At 69.0% G+C, this 22,607-nt stretch carries 21 protein-coding genes; 15 read left to right on the plus strand and 6 right to left on the minus strand.

Features of this window, described 5'->3' with window-relative positions:
- Positions 1-11 precede the first annotated feature (11 nt).
- Positions 12-608 (minus strand): TetR/AcrR family transcriptional regulator, encoded by a 597-nt coding sequence (locus tag ACWGPF_RS00670; protein WP_452330979.1) that lies wholly within the window; start codon positions 606-608, stop codon positions 12-14.
- A 96-nt stretch (positions 609-704) separates the two neighbouring features.
- Between ACWGPF_RS00670 and ACWGPF_RS00675 the strand changes: the two genes are divergently transcribed.
- The 6 genes from ACWGPF_RS00675 (at position 705) to ACWGPF_RS00700 (ending at position 8,380) form a co-directional block, all read left to right on the plus strand.
- Positions 705-1,646 (plus strand): AEC family transporter, encoded by a 942-nt coding sequence (locus ACWGPF_RS00675; RefSeq protein ID WP_452330980.1) that lies wholly within the window; start codon positions 705-707, stop codon positions 1,644-1,646.
- Positions 1,647-1,830: 184 nt separating this feature from the next.
- Positions 1,831-2,574 (plus strand): GntR family transcriptional regulator, encoded by a 744-nt coding sequence (locus ACWGPF_RS00680; RefSeq protein WP_452330981.1) that lies wholly within the window; start codon positions 1,831-1,833, stop codon positions 2,572-2,574.
- A 126-nt stretch (positions 2,575-2,700) separates the two neighbouring features.
- Positions 2,701-3,741: a zinc-binding dehydrogenase gene (locus ACWGPF_RS00685; RefSeq protein ID WP_452330982.1), complete on the plus strand. Its 1,041-nt coding sequence runs from the start codon at positions 2,701-2,703 to the stop codon at positions 3,739-3,741.
- A 6-nt stretch (positions 3,742-3,747) separates the two neighbouring features.
- On the plus strand, positions 3,748-4,992 hold the full coding sequence (locus ACWGPF_RS00690; RefSeq protein ID WP_452330983.1) for an ABC transporter substrate-binding protein: 1,245 nt from the start codon (positions 3,748-3,750) through the stop codon (positions 4,990-4,992).
- Between the two features lie 11 nt (positions 4,993-5,003).
- Complete coding sequence (locus tag ACWGPF_RS00695; protein ID WP_452330984.1) at positions 5,004-7,673, plus strand: ABC transporter permease subunit; 2,670 nt, start codon at positions 5,004-5,006, stop codon at positions 7,671-7,673.
- Positions 7,670-8,380: an ABC transporter ATP-binding protein gene (locus tag ACWGPF_RS00700; protein WP_452330985.1), complete on the plus strand. Its 711-nt coding sequence runs from the start codon at positions 7,670-7,672 to the stop codon at positions 8,378-8,380. The genes ACWGPF_RS00695 and ACWGPF_RS00700 overlap by 4 nt, the downstream gene beginning before the upstream one ends.
- Before the next feature lie 8 nt (positions 8,381-8,388).
- Here ACWGPF_RS00700 and ACWGPF_RS00705 read toward each other — a convergent pair whose 3' ends face one another.
- A complete protein-coding gene (locus tag ACWGPF_RS00705; protein ID WP_452330986.1) occupies positions 8,389-9,369 on the minus strand; it encodes a zinc-binding dehydrogenase in 981 nt (326 codons plus the stop codon).
- Positions 9,366-9,872 (minus strand): PadR family transcriptional regulator, encoded by a 507-nt coding sequence (locus ACWGPF_RS00710; RefSeq protein ID WP_452330987.1) that lies wholly within the window; start codon positions 9,870-9,872, stop codon positions 9,366-9,368. Before ACWGPF_RS00710 ends, ACWGPF_RS00705 begins: the two co-directional genes overlap by 4 nt.
- An 80-nt stretch (positions 9,873-9,952) precedes the next feature.
- Between ACWGPF_RS00710 and ACWGPF_RS00715 the strand changes: the two genes are divergently transcribed.
- Genes ACWGPF_RS00715 through ACWGPF_RS00735 form a run of 5 tightly spaced genes read left to right on the plus strand, consistent with a single transcriptional unit; the run spans position 9,953 to position 13,589 of the window.
- Positions 9,953-10,756, plus strand: coding sequence for an ABC transporter ATP-binding protein (locus tag ACWGPF_RS00715; protein ID WP_452330988.1), 804 nt, complete (start codon positions 9,953-9,955; stop codon positions 10,754-10,756).
- Positions 10,753-11,406: an ABC transporter permease gene (locus ACWGPF_RS00720; protein WP_452330989.1), complete on the plus strand. Its 654-nt coding sequence runs from the start codon at positions 10,753-10,755 to the stop codon at positions 11,404-11,406. Before ACWGPF_RS00715 ends, ACWGPF_RS00720 begins: the two co-directional genes overlap by 4 nt.
- A complete protein-coding gene (locus tag ACWGPF_RS00725) occupies positions 11,403-12,083 on the plus strand; it encodes an ABC transporter permease (RefSeq protein WP_452330990.1) in 681 nt (226 codons plus the stop codon). Before ACWGPF_RS00720 ends, ACWGPF_RS00725 begins: the two co-directional genes overlap by 4 nt.
- Positions 12,080-12,979: an ABC transporter substrate-binding protein gene (locus ACWGPF_RS00730; RefSeq protein ID WP_452330991.1), complete on the plus strand. Its 900-nt coding sequence runs from the start codon at positions 12,080-12,082 to the stop codon at positions 12,977-12,979. The genes ACWGPF_RS00725 and ACWGPF_RS00730 overlap by 4 nt, the downstream gene beginning before the upstream one ends.
- Positions 12,972-13,589 carry a hypothetical protein gene (locus ACWGPF_RS00735; protein WP_452330992.1) on the plus strand — a complete coding sequence of 206 codons (618 nt, stop codon included), beginning with the start codon at positions 12,972-12,974 and terminating at the stop codon, positions 13,587-13,589. The genes ACWGPF_RS00730 and ACWGPF_RS00735 overlap by 8 nt, the downstream gene beginning before the upstream one ends.
- 23 nt (positions 13,590-13,612) lie before the next feature.
- Here the strand turns inward: ACWGPF_RS00735 and ACWGPF_RS00740 are convergent, their stop codons facing one another.
- Positions 13,613-14,461, minus strand: a complete 849-nt coding sequence (locus tag ACWGPF_RS00740; protein ID WP_452330993.1) for a 3-hydroxyacyl-CoA dehydrogenase family protein — start codon at positions 14,459-14,461, stop codon at positions 13,613-13,615.
- Between the two features lie 185 nt (positions 14,462-14,646).
- Here ACWGPF_RS00740 and ACWGPF_RS00745 point away from each other — a divergent pair, with 185 nt between their 5' ends.
- The gene (locus ACWGPF_RS00745) at positions 14,647-16,026 is read left to right on the plus strand and encodes an NAD-dependent succinate-semialdehyde dehydrogenase (RefSeq protein WP_452330994.1); all 1,380 of its coding nucleotides are present in this window, start codon (positions 14,647-14,649) and stop codon (positions 16,024-16,026) included.
- A gap of 611 nt (positions 16,027-16,637) precedes the next feature.
- Here the strand turns inward: ACWGPF_RS00745 and ACWGPF_RS00750 are convergent.
- Together ACWGPF_RS00750 and ACWGPF_RS00755 are read right to left on the minus strand one after the other, a co-directional pair.
- Entirely contained in the window at positions 16,638-18,263 is a 1,626-nt protein-coding gene (locus ACWGPF_RS00750; RefSeq protein WP_452330995.1) for a flavin-containing monooxygenase, read from the minus strand.
- Positions 18,264-18,367: 104 nt separating this feature from the next.
- Positions 18,368-19,267, minus strand: coding sequence for a LysR substrate-binding domain-containing protein (locus ACWGPF_RS00755; protein WP_452330996.1), 900 nt, complete (start codon positions 19,265-19,267; stop codon positions 18,368-18,370).
- 103 nt (positions 19,268-19,370) lie between these two features.
- Between ACWGPF_RS00755 and ACWGPF_RS00760 the strand changes: the two genes are divergently transcribed.
- Genes ACWGPF_RS00760 through ACWGPF_RS00770 form a run of 3 tightly spaced genes read left to right on the plus strand, consistent with a single transcriptional unit; the run spans position 19,371 to position 22,604 of the window.
- Complete coding sequence (locus ACWGPF_RS00760) at positions 19,371-20,597, plus strand: CaiB/BaiF CoA transferase family protein (RefSeq protein WP_452330997.1); 1,227 nt, start codon at positions 19,371-19,373, stop codon at positions 20,595-20,597.
- On the plus strand, positions 20,594-21,793 hold the full coding sequence (locus ACWGPF_RS00765) for an acyl-CoA dehydrogenase family protein (protein WP_452330998.1): 1,200 nt from the start codon (positions 20,594-20,596) through the stop codon (positions 21,791-21,793). Before ACWGPF_RS00760 ends, ACWGPF_RS00765 begins: the two co-directional genes overlap by 4 nt.
- A gap of 25 nt (positions 21,794-21,818) precedes the next feature.
- Entirely contained in the window at positions 21,819-22,604 is a 786-nt protein-coding gene (locus ACWGPF_RS00770) for a (S)-acetoin forming diacetyl reductase (protein ID WP_452330999.1), read from the plus strand.
- Positions 22,605-22,607: the final 3 nt, after the last annotated feature.

Genomic DNA, 22,607 nt, shown 5'->3' on the forward strand with positions numbered 1-22,607 from the left:
GCAAATCCCGCTCAGGCGCCGATCTGCGCCAGTCTGCCTCTCACCATCTCTGCGATCAGGGCGAAGCCCCCCACCAGGTCCACCCGAGGGTCCCTGATCCACTGCATCTGCAGTCCGTCGGATGCCGCGAGAAGTGTCGCGACGAGCGTCTCGATCGCGTCCCGCGACGCGTCGTCGTCGAGCCCCTTGGCGTGCATGATCGCCTGTGTGAATCCGCGACGCAGACGGTCGTACCGCTTGGCGAAGTAGTCGTAGGCGGGGTGCCCCGCGGTGAGAGACTCGCCCATCGCCACCGAGAAGAACCTCACGAGCTCGGGCGCGTCGAGATTCTCCCGCACCGCGTCGACCATCAGCTCGACGAAATCGACACGGCCCGCTGCCGCGCCGTCGATGTCCCCGCGCACCCCGTCGACGGCACGGTAGTGGGCGTCGAGGGCGGCCATGAGGAGGGCTTCCTTGCTTCCGAAATGATGGTGCAGCGCCGACTGGACGACACCGGCGCGCGCCGCGATCTGCTGGAGCGACGTCCCGCGATATCCCTGCTCGCCGAACAGGACGGTCGCCGCGTCGACCGCCGCCTCCCGCGTCTGCTCGCCTCGTTGCGCCATCCGCTCCGCGCGTGGTGACATTCCGCGTCCCCGTTCCCTCGTGAACCAGATCCCATTATCGACGCCCGGCGTCGCCTCCCCCGGCAGGAGCCCATCGTGACGAGTCAGATCGGCGGACTCCTAACCGGCTACGGCGCCGTCGCGGCGATCCTCTTCCTTGGCTACGCCTGCCGACGCTGGGGACTGCTCCCGGACGGCGCGGAGCGCACGCTGAACACGCTCACCCTCACGGTGACGACACCCTGCCTGTACATCGCGATCCTGGGCGGCTCCGATCGGTCGGTCCTGCTCTCGCCGTTCGCGCTCGCCTCGCTGCTGTCGCTCATCGTGGCCGCGACGGTCGTCCTGCTCATCGTGCTCGTCGTGCGGCGACGTCTGCGTATGCGTGTGCGCGAGACGGCCATGATCGTCGGCACGAGCGTGTACACGAACGTCGGCAACATCGGCATCCCCATCGCCGTCAGCGTGCTGGGGTCGACAGATCGGATCGCGCCGATGATCCTCCTGCAGGTGCTCGTCGTGACACCGGTCCTGCTCATGGTGCTCGAGACGACGAGCGCCGTGCCCGGTCCGCGCTGGCGCGCCCTCGCGCGCCCCTTCGCGAATCCCATCATCGTCGCCGCCGTCGTGGGCGGTGTGCTCCTGGCCGCTGACGCAGACGTGCCCTCTCCTGTGCTCGCACCCTTCGAGATGGTCGGGGACGCCGCCGTGCCGATCATGCTGATCGCCTTCGGCATGTCGCTCGCCGAGCCGGGCTCCGCGCCCGGCGACGCCGGCGGGGGGTCTGCCGTCTGGCTGGCGGCCTTCGGCAAGCTGGTGATCCTGCCGGCCGTGTCGCTCTCCATCGGGCTCGCGTTCGGCGTGGGCGGCGACGACCTGCTCGCGCTCGTCCTCATCGCCGCGCTGCCGACCGCGCAGAACATCTACGTGATCGCGCGCGCGCACGGCGTCCTGCCCTCACGGGTGCGCGCGATCGTGCTGGCGACGACCGTCGCATCGCTGCCCGTCGCGCTCGCGGCGGTCATCCTGCTCACCTGAGCGCGTTCCACGTGGCCGAGCCGCAGTCAGGAGCCGACGATCCTGCCAGCGGAACCCGCTTCCCCACCCGACGGATGCCGGTGATTCCGGGCCGCAGAGGGCACCCGAAGGCGGGCCATCCGGCGTAACTTCGAGGTTACGCGGCAGTGACGGTCCGGCAACCGCCGCCGCCTCTAATGGAGGCATGCACCCGACCATGGCGACGTTCCATCCGCGCACCGAGCGACGGCTCGCGGCCGCTGGCCGCGTGCACGACCTGCTGCGTTCCGCGATCATGCACGGAGAGATCCCGTCAGGTGTGCTTCCGTCGGAGAACGAGCTCATGTCCTCCTTCTCCGCCAGCAGGCAGGTCATCCGCGGCGCCTTGGACCTCCTCCGCGCCGAGGGGCTGGTGCGACGGCTGCAGGGCGCCGGAACGCTGGTCACGTCGCTCCGCATCACGCACGACTTCGACTTCCTCCACGGGCCTGATCAGCAGGTCGAGCACAGACTGCTCTCCGTGAGCGAGGAGGCCGCCCCGCCGAGCGTCGCGCGCAAGCTCGCGATCGCCCCCGATGCCACATGCGGCATCGTCGAGACGGTCACACTCCTCGACGGGGCGCCGCTCCACATCACGACGGCCTACGTCCTGGCGTCGTTCCTTCCGGAGCTCGAGCGGTTCCAGGCGCATGACGAATGGTTCGGGCTGTATGCGGCGGCGAGGATCGAGATCGGTACAACGGATCACGCGATCGAAGCGTCGGTCGCCGACCCGTTCAGCGCATCCCTGCTCGAGGTCGACACCGGTCATCCCCTCCTCGTCCTCGAACGTCTCGTGAGAGACATCGACGGCCATCCGCTCGAATACGCGTTCACTCGGATCCGCGGCGATCGTCTGACCCTGCGCCAGCGCCACAGCCGACGCGAGCCGACGACCCCCGCGGAGTAATCCGCCACTGCTCGCACGCCGCCCCTCCGGCGGCGCGATCCACCGTGCCTGCAGGCGCAGAGAAGGAAGCACATGTCCCCCAGTACACTTGACCGGCCGACGGACGCTCAGCCGCCGACTGCCACCATGCGCGCCGTTGTCGTGCGCGGATCCGGTGCCGCCGACGCGCTCGCTCCCGAACGCGCGGCCGTTCCGACCCCTCGAGCAGGACAGATGCTCGTGCGCGTCCTCGCCACGACGGTCATCTCGTCCGAGATCGCCACGCGTGCCGGCGTCTCCACCGCCGCCCTGCCCCTGACCCTCGGCAACGACTTCGTCGGGATCGTCGTCACGGCGCCCACATCCCCCGAGGCGATCGGACGACGTGTCGTCGGGGCCTACGGCGGATACGGCTACACCCGCGACGGCGCGTGGGCGGAGTACCTGGTCGTCGACGAGGGTGATGCGTTCGCCGTCGACACGGAGCTCGACACGGTCGCACTCGCGGCGATCCCCGGATCCTTCACGGCGGCATCCGGAAGCCTGCGCAGCCTGGGCGATCTGGACGGCCGCACGCTCCTCATCCGTGGTGGAACCTCCGGAGTCGGGCTGGCGGCGACGACGCTCGCGCTCGCTGCCGGTGCCCGGGTGATCGCCACGACACGTGATCCGGGCAAGGCGGAGCGCTTGCGGGAGCACGGAGCCCACGCGGTGGTGATCGACGACGGCGACCTTGCCGCGGGGGTGCGCCAACTCATCCCGGGCGGAGCGGATCTCGCGCTCGACCTGCTGGGCGTCGATTCCGTGCGCGAGACGATGAGATGCGTCCGCCCGTACGGGATCGTCTGCCTCACAGGCCTGCTGCGGGATCAGGCCCAATCCATCCGGTCGGGGATCAAGGAGGACCGCGCGGTTCCTGGCTTCCCGCATCCGATGGAGCTCATCCCGCCGACCGTGCGGCTCACCGTCGGCGGCGTCGACGGCACGGCTCGCACTCCGCAGCTCGTGCAGGCGTGGGCAGAGGGCGTCGAGCAAGGCCGCTTGCGGATGCCGGTCGACTCCGTCTTCACTCTCGACACGATCGCCGATGCGCATCGGCGTCGTGCCGACCCCGCCGCGTTCGGGAAGGTCGTCGTGCTCGTCGCCGACGACGCCGCACCAACGACCACCGCGACACACGAGAACTGAGAGTCCATGATGAACATCCACACCATCCGGATCGCCGGCGCGACCGCGGCGTGCGCTGCCGCACTGCTCGCAACGGCCGGCTGCAGCCAGCTCGGCCAGGGCGGGTCTGCGACCGGCGGACGAGCCGGCGATCCGCTCGCCGGCCTCGACGGCGACCCGATCAAGGTCATGACGATCGGCAACTGGACCCAGCCCCAGCTCGGCACCTCGAACCCGGAATTCCCTGCCGGCGCACAAGCCGCAGCGGCGGCGATCAACGCCGAAGGCGGCATCGACGGACGCCCCATCGAGGTGATGGTGTGCAGCGACGAGCTGAGCGTCGACACCGCCCGCCAATGCGCTCGCGATGCCGTCGAGGAGGGAGTCGTTGCCGTGGTTGGCCTGCAGACGACGAACGAGACGACGATCCTGCCGATCCTGGAATCCGCCGGCATCCCCGCTGTGGGGGTGTACCCCTTCACGGAGGTGGCGCTGACGAGCCCCATGTCGTTCCCCGACGTGTCGGGCTTCGTCGGCCAGACGATCGGCATGGGCCTGCAGCTCGCCAGGTCGGGTGCGGAGGAGGTCGCCGCGCTGGTCCCCGGTGGGCTCGGCGGTATCGGCACGGAGGTGGGTGACGCGGTCCAGACCGGAGCGGAATCCGCGGGGGCGTCGTACTCCGGTCTCGTGCAGATCCCCGCGAAGTCGGCCGACCCGGGTCCCTCTGTCGCCTCCGCCACCCAGGGGGGCGCGTCGGTCGCCGGCTTCGCGACGGACCAGACGGCGCTCATCAACACCATGCGCTCGCTCTCGCCCGAATCCCTGCTCTCGACGTTCCCCTTCAACCTCACGGATGCGGTGCTCGCCAGCGCCGGACCGGCTGCGGAGGGCGTGCTCGCCGTCGACGGACTCGTTCCTCCCACCGCGCAGACCCCGGGGACGGCCCAGTACCTCGACGAACTCAACGCGTACGACGCATCCCTGCCGGCTTCGACGACGGGGCTGCACGAGTGGCTCGCGATGTCGACCTTCGCCCAGGTGGCCGCAGATCTCGACACGATCGATCCCGCGGGCGTGATCGCCGCCATGGAGGCGGCCGAGGATCTCGACATGGGAGGGATCGTCCCGCCGTATACGACCGAGTCGACGAGCGAGCGCTACCCGCGCATGTTCAACCCCACGATCGTGTATCAGGAGGTCGTCGACGGTCGTATCGTGCTCCAGGACGAGGACGGGGACCCGTTCGTCTTGATCGCCGATCTCCTCGGCTGAGGCGGCCGCGCATGGACGAACTGCTGAGATTCGCGCTTCTGGGTATCGGCGTCGGTGCCGTCTACGGGCTGACCGCGCAGGGGCTCGTGCTCATCTTCCTCGGGAGCCGAGTGATCAACTTCTCCCAAGGGTCGATCGCCCTCGTCGCCGCCTATGCATACGTCGAGAGCGCGAGCGCGGGCATCCCCGCCTGGCTCGCCGCCATCCTCGCCGTGATCGCGGCGACCGGCTGCGGTGCGCTGATCGAGCTGCTCATCATGCGACGGATGCGCGATGCGTCCAGCATCACCCGGCTCGTCGCGACCATCGCGGTGCTGACCGTCGTCCAATCGGCGGCGGCACTCATCTACGGCGACACCACGCAGTTCGCGCCGAGCCTGCTTCCCACCTCCGTCATCGATCTCGGCGGCGGGCTCGTCATCGGCGCGGATCGCCTCGTCGTCCTCGGAGCGGGCATCGGCGTCACGATCCTCCTGGCGGTGCTGATGACGCGCACGCGCTGGGGGCTCGCGACGCTGGGGACGGCTGAGAACCCGTTCGCCGTCGAGGTCCTCGGGTGGCCGGCGCGCTCGCTCTCGCTTGCGAACTGGATGCTCGGCGCCCTCCTCGCGGGGATCGCCGGCGTGCTCGTCGCACCCATGAACGGCGTCAGTGTCGCAGGCATGGGGCAGATCGTGTACTGCGCGCTCGCCGCCGCGCTCATCGGTGGATTCCGCTCATTCGGGTGGGCGATGACGGGCGGACTCATCCTCGGTATCGCGCAGTCCGAGGCCGTCCTCATCCGGGGCGAGGTGGGCTGGTCCACGGCGATCCCGTTCATCATCATCGTCGTCGCCGTACTCGTCCGCGGAGACGTCGTCCGCGGGCGCGGGGGCGTCCGACAGAGGCTCTCGGCGGTCGGCTCGGGCAGGATCTCGCTGAAGGCGGCGATCGGGTCGGCGGCGATCGCCGGAGTCCTCTCGCTCCTGCTCGGCCACGCCGCGCTCGATGCGCTGAGCACGTCGCTCATCGTCGCCGTCCTGGCCCTGTCCGTCGTCGTCGCGACGGGCTATGCGGGCGAGCTCTCACTCGCCCAGTACGCCGTGGCCGGCACGGGGGCGCTCGCCGCCGCGCTGGTCGCGGACTCCGCGGGGATGCCGTTCCTCGTGTCGCTGCCTATCGGCGCGCTGGCCGGAACGGCGTGCGGCTCGGTGATAGGTCTGCTGTCGCTGCGTGTACGCGGAGATGTCGTCGCGATCATCACGGTCGGCCTGGCACTCGCCATCCAGGCACTCATCCTCGAGAACCCGCTCATCACGGGCGGCATCAGCGGGATCGCGGTGCCGGCGCCGACGGTGTTCGGCATCGCGATCGACGCCGTCGATCATCCGGAGCGGTTCACGATCTTCTGCGCCCTCGTGCTCGTCGTCGTCGCGGTGGTCGTCGCGAACCTCCGCCGCGGCGCCGCCGGTCGACGGCTGCTGGCGATGCGGTCGGGCGAGCGCGCGGCTGCGAGTCTCGGGGTCTCCGCAACGGGAGCACGTCTCTACGCCCTTGCAGTCGCGGGCGGTATCGCAGGGACGGCGGGAGCGCTCCTCGCCTTCCGGCAGCCTCGCCTCGTCTTCGACGCCTTCACGGTCGACGCCTCGCTGGCGCTGCTCGGGGCGGTCGTCCTCGGTGGAGTGGGCTACATCGCCGCCGGGATCGTTGGCGGCTTCACGGTGACGGGCGGGCTCGTCTACCACCTGATGGCGGGGAGCGGCTGGCAGCAGTGGCTTCCTCTCCTGCTTGGGCTCGCCTTGCTCGTGAACCTCGTGTTCGTCCCCGACGGCGTCATCCCCGCCAATGGCCGCTGGCTCGCGGCGATGCGCAGACGCCCGCGCAGCGATCCCGCGCGTGCGCGAATGGACCAGGGCGATCCCGGCGAAGCCGTCGCCACGGCGCGGGGTCGATCCCTCGTGGTGGACTCCGTGACGGTGGCCTTCGGCGGAGTCCGCGCTCTTGACGACGTCTCCCTCCGGCTGGACCCCGGTCGAGTGACGGGCCTGATCGGCCCGAACGGCGCGGGGAAGACGACGCTGATCGATTCCGTGACGGGGATGACCCGGACGTACACGGGAGCGGTTCACCTCGCGGGCACGCCCATCGACGGCCTCTCGGCCGCACGCCGCTCGCGGGCCGGGCTCGGGCGGACTCTCCAGGGGCTGGAGCTCTTCGAGGAGCTGACCGTCCGCGAGAACCTCCAGGTCGCATCCGACCCGCACGTCGCACGCCGCTATCTCACGGACCTCGTCCGCCCCGGCCGTGCGGTGCTGAGCGCAGGGGCGTGGACGGCCATCCGGAGATTCGATCTCGTCGACGATCTCGACCACAGGCCGGGGCAGCTCCCCTATGGCAGGAGGAGGCTCGTCGCCATCGCGCGATCGATCGCCGCGCAGCCCGACGTGCTGCTGATGGACGAGCCGGCGGCAGGGCTCTCCTCCCTCGAGCGCGAAGAGCTCGGAGACCTCATCCAGGAGATGGCGAAGGAGTGGAAGATGGCGATCCTGTTGGTCGAGCACGATGTGGATCTGGTCATGAGGGTGTGCGACGAGATCACCGTGCTCGACGGAGGCAGGGTCATCGCGCAGGGAACACCGGAGAGCGTGCGCGCGCATCGCGATGTCCGTCGCGCCTTCCTCGGAGAGGAGATGGTGTCGTGACGTCGTCTTCCGCGGCGCCCGCCGGAGCGGTCCTCGCCGCAGAGGATCTCGTCGCCGGCTACGGCGTGGTGAGCGTGCTCGATGCGGTGTCCTTGCACGTCGCTCCGGGGGAGATCGTCGCGTTGCTCGGCCGCAACGGCGCAGGCAAGAGCACAACGCTCGGCGCGCTGTCCGGGATGATCCCGGCGCGGTCCGGGCGCGTGTTCCTCGGCGGTGTCGAACGTCGGGACGGCCCGGCGCAGCGCGCACGAGCGGGGCTGTCGTACGTCATCGAAGAGCGCGGGGTGCTGCTGAACCTCACGGCCGGCCAGAACCTCCTTCTCGGGCGGGGTGGTGTCGCCGAAGCCGTCTCCTACTTCCCCGAGATCCGCGCGCACCTGGGACGCCCCGCGGGCCTGCTCTCGGGCGGCCAGCAGCAGATGCTCGCCGTCGCGAGGGCGCTTGCGGGGAGACCGGTCGCTCTCATGGTCGACGAGCTGTCGCTCGGACTGGCTCCGCGGTTCGTCGAACGGCTGATGGACGGCCTGCGGCGCGCGCGCGACGAGGGAGTCGGCATCCTCCTCGTCGAGCAGCACGCGCGGAGCGCGCTGCGCGTCGCCGATCGCGCATACGTCTTGACGCGGGGGCAGGTCGCGCTCTCCGGACGTGCGAGCGACCTGCTCGATGACTTCGACGCGGTGGAGGCCGCCTACCTCGGCGGCGCATAGCGCGATGCTCAGGTGAGGACGACGAGCTTCCCCGCGGCGTGGCCGCTCTCCATGCGCTCGTGCGCGTCGACGATGGCTTCCAGTGGGTAGACGGTGTCGACGGGCACGGGAGCGCGTCCTGCCGCGACGTCGTCGAGGAATTCCTGTAGAACCCGCTGCGACAGGTTGCGCGACTCTCCACTGTACGCGGTCAGGCGCACGCCCTGGGGAATGACGTCGATGGGGTAGAAGTCGGGGATGCTCCACTGCTCGGAGAGCATTCCTGTGAAGCACACGACGCCCTGGGGGCGCACGGTGCGGAGAGTGTCGGGAAGCGTTGTCGCGCCGACGAGCTCGACGGCACCGTCGACTCCGTCCGGCACGATGCCGCGGACGGCATGTTCGATCCGACCGTCGTCGATGACGACGTGGGCGACCCCGATGCGCTCGAGTGCGGACGCCTTGCGCGGGCTGCGCGTCGTCGAGATGACGGTCGCGCCAACGCGCCCCGCCAGCACGGCGGCGGTCATGCCGACGGACGACGTCCCGCCGCGGATGAGGAGCGTCTGCCCTCGAGAGGTCTCGGTTCCGACGGTGATCGACCCGTACGCGGTCTGGAGCATCTCCGGGATGGCGCCGAGCACCTCCCAGGGGAGGTCGGAACGGAACGGGATGACCTGCTCGGCGGGGACGGAGGTGTACTCGGCGTAGCCGCCGTCGAAGGTCCGACCCATCCCGCCCATGAGCGTCATGACCTGATGGCCGCGGCTGAATGCCCCCGACGGGTCGTCGTCGACGATGCCGGCCGCTTCGATGCCGAGGATCCGCGGGAAGGTGACGGCATCGCCCGAGAGCCCCCGGCGGGTCATCAGCTCCGAGCGGTTCAGCCCGAAGGCCTTCACCCGGATGCGGACCCATCCTTCTCGCGACGACGGCACGGGGACATCCCGGATGCGGATCGCATCGGCCGCCCCCGGCGCATCCAGGACGGCGGCGCGCATGGTGTTCATCGGTTGTCCTCGTTCCTGTCGATCATGGTGCCGATCCACTCGCGCTGCGCTCGATTGTATGCGCGCGCGAGCTCCCGAATGCCGGCACGGTAGGGGTCGCCGCCGTCGGCATCGAAGAACGGCCGAGGCGAGGCGAGGAAGTCGAGGCGGCGTCGCAGCACGGCGTCCCGGTCGGCTCGATCGGGCAGCTGCGACAGGAAAGCAAGCACGACGAAGAAGCGGTCGCCGTCAGTGATGTCGTGACCGCTCGTCTCGCGGAGGCGGTGCTCGAGCTCCGAGCGACCCTGCGCGGTGAGCGTGAGCATCTGCCTCGACGCGCCGCCGGATCCTTCTTCTGCTCGGCGGACGATCAGACCGGCGGAGACCAGTCGTGTGATGGCGGGGTACAGCGCGCCGTCGCTGATCCGTCGCGCGTACCCGTGAAGCTGCTCCATCCGGCGTCGCAGCTCGTAGCCGTGGAGGGGTCCTTCGGAGAGGAACCCCAGCACCATCACCTCGATCATGATGTCAATCCTACCTCGATTCGAGGTATATCGGAACGAGGTAGTACGATGAGGCGTCCACACGGCACGGAAGGGCGGCCATGATCGAGTTCTCGCATGTCTCGAAGTCGTATCGCGGCGGCGTCGTCGCCGTCGAGGACTTCTCCCTCGCGATCGCCTCGCATCGCACGGTCGCGCTCGTCGGCTCATCGGGTTCGGGGAAGACGACCCTGCTGCGCATGGTCAATCGGATGACCGAGCCGACATCGGGACGCGTGCTCATCGACGGCGCCGACGTCCGCGAGCTCGACGCCGTCGCGCTGCGCCGCTCGATCGGCTACGTCCTTCAGGCCGGAGGACTTCTGCCCCATCGCACGGTCGCTGACAACATCGCCACCGTCCCGGTGCTCAACGGCGCCCGACGCTCAGGCGCGCGCCGGGCCGCCATCGGACTCCTCGAGCGTGTGGGCCTGGACGGGTCGTTCGCGAACAGGTATCCCTCCCAGCTGTCGGGCGGACAGCAGCAGCGGGTCGGCGTGGCCAGGGCGATCGCGGCGGATCCCCACATCCTTCTCATGGACGAGCCGTTCGGCGCGGTCGACCCGATCGTCCGGCGCGAGCTGCAGAACGAGCTGCTGCGGCTGCAGCGAGAGCTCGGGAAAACCATCGTGCTCGTGACGCACGACGTCGACGAGGCGTTCCGCGTCGCCGACGACGTGGTGATCCTGCGGGCGGGCGCGCGCGTCGCGCAGAAGGGCACACCGCAGGAGATCCTGACGCGCCCGGCCGACGACTTCGTCCGCGACTTCATCGGGGAAGGGCGGACGCTCCGCCTCGTCGACGTCGAGGGACGCACGCTCGTGGTCGACGCCGAGGGGCGCCCAGCCGGGGTGGTGCAGGAATGACCTGGCTCTCTCGGGCATGGCCGCACGTCCTCGAGCTCCTCGCGTCTCACGCGCTGCTGACGGCCCCGGCTGTTGTGCTGAGCATCGTCATCGCCGTCCCCATCGGCCTCCTCGCGCACCGTCGGCCGGCTCTCGGCAGCGTGGTGCTGGGCGGTGCGACGCTCATGTACGCGATCCCGTCCCTGCCCCTCGTCATCATGATCCCCGCGATCTTCGGCACGCCGCTTCGCTCCGGCGCCACGGTCGTCATCGCGCTCGTCTTCTACGGTGTCGCGTTGCTCGTCCGCTCGGCGGCCGATGCCTTCGCCGCCGTCGACGACGACACCCGGCGCGCGGCCGTGGCGATCGGCTTCGCAGGCCCGTCCGTGTTCTGGAAAGTCGACCTCCTCCGCGCCGTGCCGCTTCTCGTGGCGGGCGTGCGCGTCGTCAGCGTGAGCACTGTCGGCCTCGTCACCATCGGGGCGCTCATCGGAGTCCCCGGACTCGGCACGCTCTTCACCGACGGATTCCAGCGCGGCATCCTCGCGGAGGTGGTCACGGGCATGGTCGCCACGGTCGCGCTCGCGCTCTTCCTCGACGGGGTGTGGGTCGCCCTGGGGTGGGTCGCCGCGCCCTGGCACCGGCGCGATGCGGGCGGGGAGACGACGTGAACCTGCTCGGCGATGCGCTCGCGTGGCTCGCGGATCCCGCCCACTGGACGGGCACCAAAGGGATCGTCGCGCGTGCGCTGGAGCACGTCGGCGTCGCCGCACTCGTCCTCAGCATCGCCGCGGCTCTCGCGATCCCGGCGGGCGTCTTCGTCGGCCACACGGGGCGCGCCCGCGGTATCGTGACGGTCGTGTCCGGCGGGGTCCGGGCGATCCCGACCCTCGGGCTTCTGACGGTCCTCGCACTGTGGTTCGGGATCGGGCTGGAGGCGCCCATCGTCGCGCTCGTGGTGCTGGCCATCCCGTCACTGCTCGCGGGCGCCTACTCGGGGGTGGAGGCGGTCGACCGTGCGGTCGTCGACGCCGTGCGCGCTCTCGGTCACGACGTCACACAGGTCATCGCCATCGAAATGCGTCTCGCGGCACCGCTCATCCTGGGCGGAGTGCGCTCGGCAGCCCTCCAGGTGGTCGCCACCACGACCCTCGCGGCGTACATCGCCGATGTCGGCCTCGGCCGCTACCTCTTCAGCGGGCTCAAGTCCCGTCAATACGACGAGATGCTCGGTGGCGCCCTCGTCGTCACCGCGCTCGCTCTCGTGGTCGAGCTCCTCCTTGCCGCTGCGCAGTCCCGAGCTCGGCGCAGCGCCTCTCCCGTCCTCTCACAGAAGGAAGCATCATGAACCGAAACGCCCGTCTGCTCGCCCCGGCAGCTCTCCTGCTGTCCACAGCCGCGCTGCTCACCGGATGCGGATCCACCGACCCGATCGACGGCGATGCGGCCGCAGGCGCGCTCGTCATCGGCTCGCAGGACTACTACTCCAACGAGATCATCGCGGAGATCTACGCCCAGGCGCTCGAAGCGGAGGGCTACGAGGTCGATCGTCAGTTTCGCATCGGCCAGCGGGAGACCTACCTTCCCGAGATCGAGTCCGGCGCCATCGACCTGTTCCCCGAGTACACCGGCCCCCTCCTGCAGTACTGGGACGCCGACACCGAGGCGCGGCTCGCGGACGATGTCCTCGCCGAGCTGCTCAGGGCGGCTCCCGACGACCTCCGCATCCTCCAGGCGTCGCCGGCGACGGATCAGGACGCCTACACGGTGACGGCGGACTTCGCCGAGGAGTGGGGGCTGACCACGATCGCGGACCTCGCGAACGTGACCGTCCCTCTCACGCTCGGCGGCAACTCCGAGGGCGAGAGCAGGCCGAACGGCCCGGCCGCGCTGGCGTCTCGGTACGGCATCGACGTGGCGTTCACGCCCATCGAGGACGGCGGCGGCCCGCTCACAGTGAAGGCGCTCCAAGACGGCGACATCCAGCTCGCGATCATCTACACGGCCGATCCGTCGATCGACAAGAACGACCTCGTGTCGCTCGAGGACACCGACGGCCTCTTCACCGCCTCGCATGTCGTGCCCGTCGCGAGCGACAGGGTCGACGAGCGCGCCGTCGAGATCGTCGACGGGATCAGCGCCGACATGACTCCCGAGGATCTCATCGCGCTCAACGCCCGCAGCGTCGACGAGCAGCTGCCCGCTGCCGACATCGCCGCCCAGTGGCTGGCGGGCCGTGGCTGAGCGCATCCACGGCGATCCCGTCGGCGTCGTCGCCGTCGACGGGATCGTGGATGGCCGAGGAGTCATGCGGATCCGTCTCGATGCGCGACGCGAGAACGGGATCGAGGGGGTCGACTACGTCGACCAGCCGACCTTCCTCGTCCTGCCGGGGAACCTCGATCGAGGGGTAGTCGAGGTGGACATCCGCGCCTCCATCCGGGAGGGGGTCTCCGAGCTCTCGCGGGGATTCGCGGGCATCGCCTTCCATATCTCCGACGACCTCTCGCGGTTCGAGTGCGTCTACCTGCGACCCGCCAACGGTTCGAAGGAGCACCCGCCCGCGCCGCGCGACCGACGCGCCATCCAGTACTTCTCGTTCCCGCGCTGGCCGTTCGACAGGTTGCGCGACGAGCGGCCTGGGGAGTTCGAGCGCGCAGCGGACATCGGGCTGGACGTCTGGGTCCGGCTGCGCGTCGACATCTCCGACGACGAGGTGGTTGCGACCGTCGACGGGGAGGAGGTGCTTCGGGTGGCGCGACTCGACCCAGCGCCGGCGGGAGCCGTCGGGTTGTTCGTCGACATCGGTACCGAGGCGCTGTTCGCGGATCTGGAGATCTCGCACTCGAGGTGACCGGGGAGGGGCGCGGGGCGAGATCAGGCGTAGTCGAAGAATCCGCGCCCCGTCTTCCGGCCCAGTTCGCCCGCCGCGACCATGTCGCGTAGGATCTGCGGTGGCTCGAAGCGGTCGCCGAGCTCGGCGTGCAGGTGCTCGCAGATGCCCAGGCGGACGTCGAGCCCGACGAGGTCGGAGGTGCGCAGCGGGCCCGCGGCGTGGCGGTAGCCGAGCTCCATCGCAGTGTCGATGTCGTGCGCGGATGCCACCCCCTCCTCGACCATCCGCATCGCCTCGAGGGCGAGCGCGTTCCCTAGGCGGGAGCTGGCGAACCCGGGCGAGTCCCGGACGACGATCGCGGTCTTCCCGATAGCCGAGACCCATCCCGTCGCGGCGTCGACCATCTCGGCCGAGGTCGTCGAACTCGCCACGATCTCGACGAGCGTCGACGGCGGGACGGGGTTGAAGAAGTGCAGACCGCAGAACCTGGCCGGACGTCGCAGGCCTTGCGAGAGCCGGGTCACGGGCAGCGACGAGGTGTTGGTCGTCAGCCACGCGTCCTCGCGGATGACGTCCTCGGCTCGTCCGAGAGCCTCCACCTTCAGCGCGATCACCTCGGGGACGGCCTCGACGACGAGATCGGATGGGCTGAGGGCGGCGTAGTCGGTGGCCACCTCGATCAGCGCGTGGAGCTGCGCCGGCTGGAGGTCGTCTCGGCGAGCGGCAGCCTTCGCGATGCCGTCGGCGAGACGCGCACGGGCGCCGTCGGCCGCGGAGCTGTCGCGCTCCACGACCGTCACGGCGGAGCCGGCCTGGGCGAACGCCTGCGCGATGCCCGCCCCCATCCTGCCGCCGCCGATCACTCCGACGTGTGCGGGCGCGTGAGTCATCTCGTCTCCTTCGATCGATGGACGCTCCGGTCAGAATCCCATGTGGACCTATGCGCGTCCAATACTTGATCGGCGCGTGACTGATGCGAACGAAGCATGAGACTCCGGGGGGATAGGTATTGGACGCGACGGCCTGCAGCACGTCACCCTGAGGGGGCACACCCGTAATGGAGCAGGAGCAGGCGATGAACGCGTACAGGACGATCAACCCGGCGACGGGGGAGACTCTCGAGCAGCACGAGCTGATCGACGATGCGGGCGTGGAGGGCCTGCTGACGAGGGCCCACGCGGCGTACGCGTCCTTCCGCGCGCTCCCGCTCCCGGAGCGGACGGGGATGCTGCGCCGGGCGGCGTCCCTGCATCGCGAGCGCAGAGAGGAGCTCGCGGAGATCCTCACCGTGGAGATGGGCAAGCCCATCTCCCAGGCGCGCGGCGAGGTCGATCTCGTGGCATCCATCTACGACTACTACGCGGACAGCGCCGGACGCTTCCTGGCCGACGAGCAGCTCGACATCGTCGGCGGGGGAGAAGCGCACGTGCGCACGGAGCCCATCGGCCCTCTCCTGGGGGTGATGCCCTGGAACTTCCCGTACTACCAGGTGGCCCGGTTCGCTGCGCCCAACCTCGCGCTGGGCAACACGATCATCCTCAAGCACGCGCGGAACTGCCCCCGCGCCGCACTCGCCATCGAGGGGCTGCTCCGCGACGCAGGCGTCCCGGAAGGGGCGTACGCCAACGCGTTCATCGACAGCAAGCAGGTGGCCGCCGTCGTCGCGGACGATCGCGTCCGCGGCGTCTCGCTGACGGGGTCGGAGAAGGCCGGCGCCGCGGTGGGAGAGATCGCAGGACGCCACATGAAGAAGTACGTCCTCGAGCTGGGAGGGTCGGACCCGTTCATCGTCCTGGAGGACGCCGACATCGATGCCGCCGTCGCCGCGGGGATCGTGGGAAGATTCGCCAACGGCGGACAGGCCTGCACCGCATCCAAGCGCTTCATCGTCGTCGACGCCGTGTACGAGGAGTTCACGCGGAAGTTCATCGCCGCGGTCGGGGAGATGGCGGTCGGCGACCCGATGGACGCCGCGACGTTCCTCGGGCCGCTCTCCTCGGCCGATGCGGGCGAGGAACTCGACGAGATCGTGCAGGACGCCGTGGAGAAGGGCGCGCAGCTGCACTCACCGTCGCACGCCGACCGCGAGGGGGCCTTCTACCCGCCGCGCGTGCTGACTGATGTCACGGAGCAGATGCGAGCGTTCGAGGAGGAGCTCTTCGGCCCCGTCGCCGTGGTCTATCGGGTGCCCTCTCCGCAGGCCGCGGTGGAACTCGCCAACCGCTCTCCCTTCGGACTCGCGAGCAGCGTGTTCACGACGAACGCGGCGCTGGCCGACTCGGTCGCGCGTGAGCTGGAGGCCGGGATGGTGTGGATCAACAGCACGAGCAAGAGCGCCCCTGACCTCCCCTTCGGCGGGGTCAAGCGCTCGGGCGTGGGGCGAGAGCTCGCGCGGTTCGGCATCGACGAGTTCGCGAACAAGAAACTGGTCCGGGTGCTCGCGCCGCTCGGCTGAACCGCCCCGTCTCGTGCGCCGTGGCGCCGGCGCCGGCGCCGGCGCTGGCGACGGGTGCGCGGAGCGCGAAGAGGGGCGCCGCGTGCGCGAACTGGTCCGCGGGACGGGCCAGTGGAAGGCTCAGGGCTGGGCGGCAAGGGCCTGGGTCCGGTGCTGCACCGGACCCAGGTCTTTGGGTGTTGAATGGTCGCGGTCGTGGTCGAATCAGGCGATGTCGTCATCGATCGCCATGGTGAGGGCATCGATGGTGAGGAATGTGGTGCTGCGAGAGCTCCGTCCTCCAGGTGTCCGTGGATGATCCCGATGACAGTGTCGTCGAGGCAGTTCGCTGTGCGGGACATTGGCTGGACGCAGCCGGCGCCGGTCGATAGCCGTCGCCGAGATGCGTGCTGATACTGGAGAACTCCTTGATCGGAGGGATGATCGGCGCATCGAGGCGGGGGTGGTGATAGGTCGATCGGGCAACCCCGGCGCCGAACGCGCCGCCTCGTCAAGAGAACGAAGCCCTCGTCGCAGAACAGACCCCCGAGAATTGGAACTGAATATCTCAGTCCAACTCCCGGGGGTCAAATTCCTCTACGGCGCCCGTCTTCGCGTTCGCGGGAGGTCGGTCAGACAGCCGTAGGCTGCCGGACGGGCTTGAGGGAGAAGCCCTCCAGGCCCTTCTCCTCGACGTCCGCCAGCACCTCGGAGTAGGCGCGGATGCCCGCCATGTAGAACAGCACGCTGTTCTTCTTGCCGGGGATGTTCGCGCCGAAGATCCACGAGTCGGTCTTGGGGAAGACGGTGCCGTCGGCGATCTCTTTGCACGTCGCCGACCAGTTGTCCTCGACGTCCTGCGTGGTCTCGACTGTCACGTTCATCTGCTCGGCGGTCTCGACCAGTCGCGTGATGAACTCCACCTGCACCTCGATGGACGGGACCAGGTTGGTGAACGGCCCGTTCGGGCCGAGCACCATGAAGAGGTTCGGGAAGCCCGTCGTGGCGATGCCGAGATAGCTCGTCGGCGCATCCTTCCAGTGCTCGTCGGCGCTGATGCCGCCGCGGCCGACGAGATCGATGCGGCGGTAGTTGCCGTCCACGGCGTCGAATCCGGTGGCGAAGACGAGCACATCCAGCTCGTGCACGACGCCGTCTGCGGTCTTCACACCCTCGGGCACGATCTCGACGATGGGGTTCTCCAGCAACGCCACGAGCTCGACGTTGTCCTGGTTGTAGACCTCGTAGTAGTTGTGGTTGCAGAGCGGACGCTTCGCGTACGGCTGCGTCGGGGTGAGCTTGCGGGCGGTCTCGGGATCGTCGACGATCTCTGCGATCTTCCGACGGATGAAGGCGGCGGCAGCCTCGTTGGAGGCCGGGTCGACGGCGAGGTCGTTGAACGTGCCGAACATGAAGTAGAAGCCGTTGCCCCGCTCCCAGGCCTCCTGGAAGACGCGCTCGCGCTCCGCCTCTGTCACGGTCGAGGCCGGGACCGTCGACTCCTCGAACCCGAACGCGACCTGCGAGCCGCGTACCTGCTTCCAGATCTCGTCGTACCGTTGCTTGTAGCCTTCGACCTCACCGGGCGTCACGGGACCGTTGCCGGACGGGACGCAGTACTGCGGATTGCGCTGGAACACCGTGAGGTGATCGGCGCGCTTGGAGGCGGCGACGATGAACTGCGTCCCCGTCGATCCGGTGCCGATCACGCCGACGCGCTTGCCCTCGAGCTCGAGGTCGTCCGGCCACTCGGCCGTATGGACGAGCCGACCGGCGAAGGTGTCGATCCCCGGGATGTCCGGGACGTTGACTGCAGCCAGGAGCCCGAGGGCCGTCACGACGTAACGCGCGGTGACGCTCTCGCCGTCCGCGGTGGTGAGCGTCCAGATGCTCGTCTCCTCGTCGAGCGCGATCCTCGTCACCTCGCTGTCGAGCTGGATGTCGCGTGCGAGGTCATGACGGCGGACCACCTCCTCGAGATAGGCGAGGATGTCGGGCTGGTCGATGTACTTCCGGCTCCACGTCCACTCCTGGAGGAGCTCCTTGTCGAACGAGTAGCGGTAGAAGGGGCTCTCGGTGTCCGACATTGCGCCGGGGTACTTGTTCCAGAACCAGGTTCCGCCGACTCCGGAGCCCTTTTCGAACAGGCGCACCGACAGCCCGAGCTCCTCGCGGAGCGTGTAGAGCTGGTAGAGGCCGGCGAATCCTGCGCCGACGACGACTGCGTCGTAGTCGGTCGCGATGTGCGGGGTGGTCATGGGCGACTCCTTCGTCATCTTCCGTCCCAAGATGAACCCACCCTCGCACCCACTTTGCAAGCTGCCAAATACCAAATACAGCATGGATTACAGCTCCGATTGCATCAATCGCGAGGTGTCGGCAGAACCTGCTCAGAGAGGTCGAGAACGGCCTGCATCGCGCGGTCGTCGCTGTCCGCCCGCCAGGCCATCCGGAGCTCGATGGGATCGACGGCGTCGCGCAACGGAAGAAAACGCAGATGGGGGTCCGCGATGCTGGGGATGACCGACGACAGCGTGAGGGAGCAGCCCACCTCGGCGGAGACGAGCGACATCAGCGTCCAGGTGTCCGACGCGTCCTGGACGATGTCGGCGGCGAATCCCGCGGTCTGGGTCATCTGGCGCAGGCGATCGTTGAGAACCGATCCGATCTCGGCGGGCAGCGTCACGAAGCGGTCGTTGCGCAGTTCGGAGATCGAGACGTCTGCCCGGTCGGCGAGGCGATGCGTCTCCGGAACGGCGATCACGAGGGATTCGACTGCGACCACGCGCGTGCGGACGGTGTCGGGTAGATGATCCCATCGTCCGAGGGCGACGTCGATGTCGCCGCGGGTGAGCAGCCGGAGGGCGCGCTGGGCGAAGTTCTGGCTCAGCAGCTCGAGGGTGATGCCGGGGTGCTGCTGGTTGACGGCGCGAGCGAGTCGGCCGACGAGGATGTTCGAGGAAGCCCCGGCGTACGCGAGTCGCACCCGTCCGATCTCGCCGACGCCGGCGGCCCTCGCTGTGGTGTGCATCCTCTCGAGCGCAGCGAGCACGTCGCGCGCCGGTTCGACGAGGGCGGTGCCGACGGAGGTGAGTGTCACCCTGCGTGTCGATCGCTCGAACAGGAGGGTGCCGAGCTCCCTCTCCAGCTGCTTGATGCTCCGACTCACGGGAGGCTGTGCCATGTGGAGTTTCTCGGCCGCCCGGCCGAAGTGGAGCTCCTCGGCCACGGCGAGGAAGGAGCGGATCTGGGGGATCTCCATGGCGTGATTATTGCACCGGAGCATCAATAGGTGGACCTTTGGGTATTGGACGGACATGAAATTGCCTGCGATGCTGGCCGCACGGTTCACAGAAGGTGATGCAATGACGATCTCCGCAGAACGCGGTCCACTCCGCGACCAGCCCCCGAGCGGCCCGTTCCAGGGCATCCTCATCGCCGACTTCGGGCGTGTGCTCGCCGGTCCGTACTGCACGATGCTGCTCGCCGATCTGGGAGCCACCGTGATCAAGGTCGAGAGCGCCGCCGGCGACGAGACGCGGAGCTGGACGCCTCCGTCGCGCGAAGGGGAATCGACCTACTACCTCTCGATCAACCGCAACAAGCACTCGATCGTCCTCGACCTCAAGGATCCCGACGATCTGCGTGTCGCGCGGGAGCTCGCCGCCCGCGCGGACGTCGTGACGGAGAACTTCAAGCCCGGCGGCATGGCGCGCTTCGGCCTCGACTACGCCTCGGTCGCGCGGATCAACCCCGGAGTCGTCTACGCCTCCATCACCGGATTCGGCTCCGCCGGCGGCGCGGCTCTGCCGGGCTACGATCTGCTCGTGCAGGCGATGTCGGGGATGATCACGCTGACAGGTCCCGAGCACGGCGAGGGCTACCGTTCCGGTGTCGCCGTGTTCGATGTCATGACCGGCCTGCATGCCGCTCTCGCGATCTCGAGCGCGCTGTTCCATCGCGAGCGAACAGGTGAGGGCCAGCACGTCGAGCTCAATCTCCTCTCCTCGGCGCTCTCGGGCCTGGTCAACCAGACGGGCGGCTTCGTGCTGAGCGGGAAGGTGCCGTCGCGGCTCGGGAACGACCATCCGAGCATCTACCCGTACGCGCCGTTCCCGACCGCTGAGGGGGAGCTGGTCCTCACGATCGGCAACGATGCCCAGTTCCGTGCACTGTGCCGTGCGCTCGAGCTCGAGGAGCTCGCCGCGGACGGACGGTTCGAGACCAACACCGCGCGCAGCGCGAACAGAGCTACTCTCCGTCCCCTCCTCGTCGATCGCCTCTCGACGCGCACGGCCGAGGAGTGGTTCGACCTCCTCTCGGCCTCCGGCCTCCCCTGCGCTCCCGTGCTCGACGTGGCGGGGGGCATCGCCTTCGCGGAGAGCATCGGCCTCGACCCCGTCGTCGTGGCGGGAGAGGGTGCGCGGGCCATGCCGGGCATCCGCAATCCGATCTCGTTCTCGCGCACCCCCGCCGACTACCGGCTGGGGCCGCCATCCCTCGGCCAGGACGGCGAGGCGATCCGAGCTTGGCTCGAAGGCACGACGTCCCACCTGTCCGACACGATGACCGAGGAAGGTCAGCCCGCATGACAACCACCGACGCCCTGCCGCCCGTCAACGTCGACTTCTACCACGTCGACGACTACCTGGGCGATGACGATCGCGCGCTCATCGCGAAGATCCGCGGCTTCGTCGCGGGCCACGTGCTGCCGAACATCAACGAGGCGTGGGAGCGCGCCGATTTCCCCTACCAGATCATCCCCGCGTTCGCCGAGCTCGGCATCGCCGGTACGGCGATCGAGGGATACGGGTGCCCCGGTCTCACCCGTCTGCAGACGGGGCTCGTGGCGATGGAGCTCTCACGCGGCGATGGTAGCGTCAACACGCTCAACGCCGTGCAATCGGGCCTGGCGATGGGGTCGATCTCGCTCCTCGGCAGCGAGGACCAGAAGCAGCGGTGGCTTCCCGAGCTCGCCTCGATGCGCAAGCTCGGCGCATTTGCGCTCACGGAACCCGATCACGGGTCTGACTCGGTCGCGCTCGAGACCTCGGCTTCGCGCGAGGGCGACCACTACGTGCTGGAGGGATCCAAGCGCTGGATCGGGCTGGGGCACGTCGCCGACGTCGTCATCATCTGGGCCCGCGACACCGCTGACGGCAAGGTCAAGGCGTTCGTCCTGGAGAAATCGGACGAGGGCTACCCGGCGGGATACCATGCGCGGGCGATCGAGGGGAAGATCGCCAAACGCGCGATCCAGCAGGCGCACATCGAGATCTCCGGTCTGCGGATCCCCGTCGAGAACCTGCTCGAGAAGTCCTCGTCGTTCCGTGACGTCGGTGCCATCCTCAACCGCACGCGCAGCACGGTCGCGTGGGAGGCACTGGGGCACGCCGTTGCGGCCTACGAGATCGCGGCGCGATACGTCCACGAGCGTGTGCAGTTCGGGAAGCCGATCGCCAGCTTTCAGCTCGTGCAGAACACCCTCGCCAACATGCTCGCCGACCTGACGGCGATGCAGCTGGTGTGCTTCCGCTCCGGCGCGCTTCAGAACGAAGGGCGGCTGACGAACGAGCAGGCTTCCCTCGCGAAGATGTTCACCAGCCGGAAGTCCCGGCAGCTCTGCCGCGATGCCCGCGACCTCCTCGGCGGGAACGGGCTGCTGCTCGAGAACCATGTCGCGCGGCATCTCACCGACATGGAGGTGGTCCACACGTACGAGGGCACCGACTTCATCCAGTCGCTCATCATCGGCCGGGAGATCACCGGGATCTCGGCGTTCGCCTGACCAACACCTCGAGGAAGAGAGAATCATGACACGCAACGACAACGGCAAGGTGGCCCTCGTCACGGGAGCAGGCCAGGGCATCGGGCAGGCGATCGCCGAACGCCTGCACGCGGATGGATTCCGGGTGGCGCTCGCCGACATCGACCCTGCGAAGACGGATGCCGTCGCGGCGGCGCTGGGCTGGGAGGAGGCGGGCGCGGTCAGCATGCACGTCGATGTCGCCGACCGCGACAGCGTGCACCAGGCCGTCGCGGCGGCGCGTTCCGCGCTCGGCGGATTCGATGTCATCGTGAACAACGCGGGCGTCGCGCCGCTATCCCCCATCGAGGACATCACGCCGGAGGCGGTGCAGCGGCTCTTCTCCATCAATGTGAACGGCGTGATCTGGGGCACGCAGGCGGCAGCCGCGGCCTTCCGTGAACTCGGACACGGCGGGAAGATCATCTCCGCCGCATCGCAGGCCGGCCATGTCGGCAATCCCGGGATCGCGCTGTACTCGGCGACGAAGTTCGCCGTGCGCGGCTTCACGCAGTCGGCAGCTCGCGATCTCGCGCAGTACGGGATCACGGTCAACACCTACGCGCCGGGCATCGTCCGCACCCCCATGATGACCGAGGTCGCCCGGAACACGGCGGACGCGGCTGGCCAGCCGGAGGCATGGGGGTGGGAGCAGTTCACCTCGGGCATCACGCTCGACCGCGTCTCCGAGCCGGGCGACGTCGCGAACGTGGTGTCGTTCCTCGCCGGCTCAGACTCCGATTACATCACGGGCCAGTCGATCCTCGTCGACGGTGGGATGGTGTTCAACTGATGG

The sequence above is a fragment of the Microbacterium sp. NPDC055683 genome (assembly GCF_053617895.1).